Genomic DNA, 2,482 nt, shown 5'->3' on the forward strand with positions numbered 1-2,482 from the left:
GTCGCGGGGGTGGCGAGCGAGGACGGCGACGTCTGAGGAGTCGCGAGCGCCCGCGTCAGAGGAAGAGCGGCGCCGGGTCGAGGGCGGCGAAGCGGCGGCGCATGACGGCGACCGCGTCGGCGTGCTCGTCGACGAGGACGAAGCGGCGGCCGAGAGCGTGCGCGACGGCGCCGGTCGTGCCGGAACCGGCGAAGAAGTCGAGGACGGCGTCGCCCTCGCGGCTGGACGCCTGCACGATGCGGCGGAGGATCCCCTCCGGCTTCTGCGTCGGGTACCCGGTCTTCTCGCGGCCGGTCGGCGAGACGATCGTGTGCCACCACACGTCGGTCGGCCGCTTGCCGCGCTCGGCCTTCTCGGGGGTCACCAGGCCCGGGGCCATGTACGGCTCGCGGTCCACAGCGGCGGAGTCGAAATGGTAGCCGCGCGGGTCCTTCACGTAGACGAGGATCGTGTCGTGCTTGGTCGGCCAGCGGCGCGTGGCCTTCGCTCCGTAGTCGTAGGCCCAGATGATCTCGTTGAGGAAGCACTCGCGGCCGAAGAGCGCGTCGAGCAGCACCTTCGCGTAGTGCGCCTCGCGGTAGTCGAGGTGGAGGTAGAGGGTGCCGTCGTCGGCGAGGAGCCGCCACGCCTCGGCCAGACGCGGCTCGAGGAACGACCAGTAGTCGTCGAAGCGGTCGTCGTAGCGGAGCAGGTCGCCGCGGATCCGCTCGTAGCTGCGCCCCTTGAAGCCGGCGATCGTGCCGGTGGTGGAGCGCACCGAGGTGGTCGAGGTGCGCACCTGCGCCCGGCCCGTGTTGAACGGCGGGTCGAGGTAGACGACGGTGAAGGCCCCGTCGGCCAGCTGCGGCAGGACCTCGAGGTTGTCGGCGTGGAACACCGCGCTCCGCGACTCCGGGACGCCGTCCGCGATCTGGATCGTCCTGGGCACCCGGCAATTGTGCCAGTGCGCGCGAGCCCGGCGACACGCTCCGCGCCTCGCGCCCGGGCTCGACGGGTGCCGGGGAGGCTCCGGCGTAGAGTGGCGCGATGATCTCCGAGGTGCGCCACGACGAGGACTCGTCCCGCTACACGCTCTGGCTCGACGGCGAGACCGTCGGAGTCGCGGACTACGCCGTCCGCGGCCGCGACGTGGTCTTCCTCCACACCGAGATCGCGCCCGAGCACCGCCACGAGGGCCTCGGCGAGACCCTCGTCGAGGCGGCCCTCGACGACGCGCACGAGCGCTTCGGCGGGCGCATCGTCCCGGCCTGCCCGTTCGTCGCCGAGTTCATCGCCGATCACCCGGACTACCAGGAGCTCCTCGCGAGCTGAGGGGAGCCCGCCGGTCCGGTCCGCCGCGTTCCACTCCGGGGCCACGCGCCGGCGACCGCCGCCTCGGACCCGCGGGTCAGGGGACGCGCCGCAGCCACTCCGGAGTCGAGTACTTCGTCCGCACCAGCTCCTCCGCCGCCGCGTACTCCTCCTCGGTCAGCGTCCCCGCCTCGCCGCCGTGCAGCTGCACGAAGGTCGCCTTCATCCGCTCGATGATCTCGGCGCGGCTGAGCCCGGTCTGGCTGCGCAGCGGGTCGACGCGCTTCACGGCGGAGGCGATGCCCTTGTCCGAGAGCTTCTCGCGGCCGATCCGCAGCACCTGCACCATCTTCTCGGCGTCGATGTCGTAGCTCATGGTCACGTGGTGGAGGACGGCGCCGGAGCCCAGGCGCTTCTGCGCGGCGCCGCCGATCTTGCCCGAGGGCGAGGTGATGTCGTTGAGCGGCTGGTAGACCGCGTCGATCCCGAGCGACTGCAGCGCGCTGACGGCCCACTCGTCGAGGAAGGCGTAGGAGTCGGCGAAGGTCAGCCCCTGGACGAGGTCGCCGGGGACGTAGAGCGAGTACGTGACGACGCTGCCCGCCTCCATGAACATCGCGCCGCCGCCCGAGATGCGGCGGACCACGTCGACGCCGTACTTCGCCGCGTTGTCGAGGTCGACCTCGTTGCGGAGCGACTGGAAGCTGCCGATGACGACGGCGGGCTGGTCCCACTCCCAGATCCGCAGCGTCGGCTCCCGGCGGCCCTCGCCGACCGCGGCGGTCAGCACCTCGTCGAGCGCCAGGTGGGTCGCGGGAGGGACGGCCCGGTCGTGCACGATGCGCCAGTCGTAGTCGCGCCAGCTGGTCGCCTTCTGCAGCGAGCGGCGGATCGCGACCGCGACGGCCTCGGGCGTGAAGCCGAGCAGGACCGCGTCGGCCGGGAGCGCCTGCCGGATGGCGGCGGCGATGGACTTCGCGTCCGTCTCGGCCGGGAGGCCCACGACCGCGCGATCGATGTCGTCGAGGGCCGTGTCGGGCTCGAGGAAGAAGTCGCCCGCCAGGCGGAACCCGGCGAACCTCCCGTCGACCACGTCGAGGTCGACGACCACGAGCTTTCCGCCGGGGACCTTGTACTCGCCATGCATGACGCCAGCCTAGGCGCGAGCCGGGGCGGGGAAGCGCTCGCCCAG

3 protein-coding genes are annotated in these 2,482 nt (G+C 72.3%); 1 reads left to right on the top strand and 2 read right to left on the bottom strand.

From position 1 onward, the window contains the following. Positions 1-55 precede the first annotated feature (55 nt). Positions 56-928, bottom strand: coding sequence for a site-specific DNA-methyltransferase (locus tag C5C33_RS18030; protein WP_104225160.1), 873 nt, complete (start codon positions 926-928; stop codon positions 56-58). A gap of 98 nt (positions 929-1,026) precedes the next feature. Here C5C33_RS18030 and C5C33_RS18035 point away from each other — a divergent pair, with 98 nt between their 5' ends. After that, the gene (locus tag C5C33_RS18035) at positions 1,027-1,311 is read left to right on the top strand and encodes a GNAT family N-acetyltransferase (RefSeq protein ID WP_104238619.1); all 285 of its coding nucleotides are present in this window, start codon (positions 1,027-1,029) and stop codon (positions 1,309-1,311) included. 76 nt (positions 1,312-1,387) lie between these two features. Here the strand turns inward: C5C33_RS18035 and C5C33_RS18040 are convergent, their stop codons facing one another. After that, entirely contained in the window at positions 1,388-2,437 is a 1,050-nt protein-coding gene (locus C5C33_RS18040; protein WP_104225162.1) for a biotin/lipoate A/B protein ligase family protein, read from the bottom strand. Between the last annotated feature and the right edge of the window lie 45 nt (positions 2,438-2,482).

The organism is Rathayibacter sp. AY1H3 (assembly GCF_002932015.1).

Coding starts and splice junctions, on each gene's coding strand:
- C5C33_RS18035 (WP_104238619.1), top strand. CDS start 1,027: ATGATCTCCGAGGTGCGCCACGACGAGGACTCGTCCCGCTACACGCTC.
- C5C33_RS18040 (WP_104225162.1), bottom strand. CDS start 2,437: ATGCATGGCGAGTACAAGGTCCCCGGCGGAAAGCTCGTGGTCGTCGAC.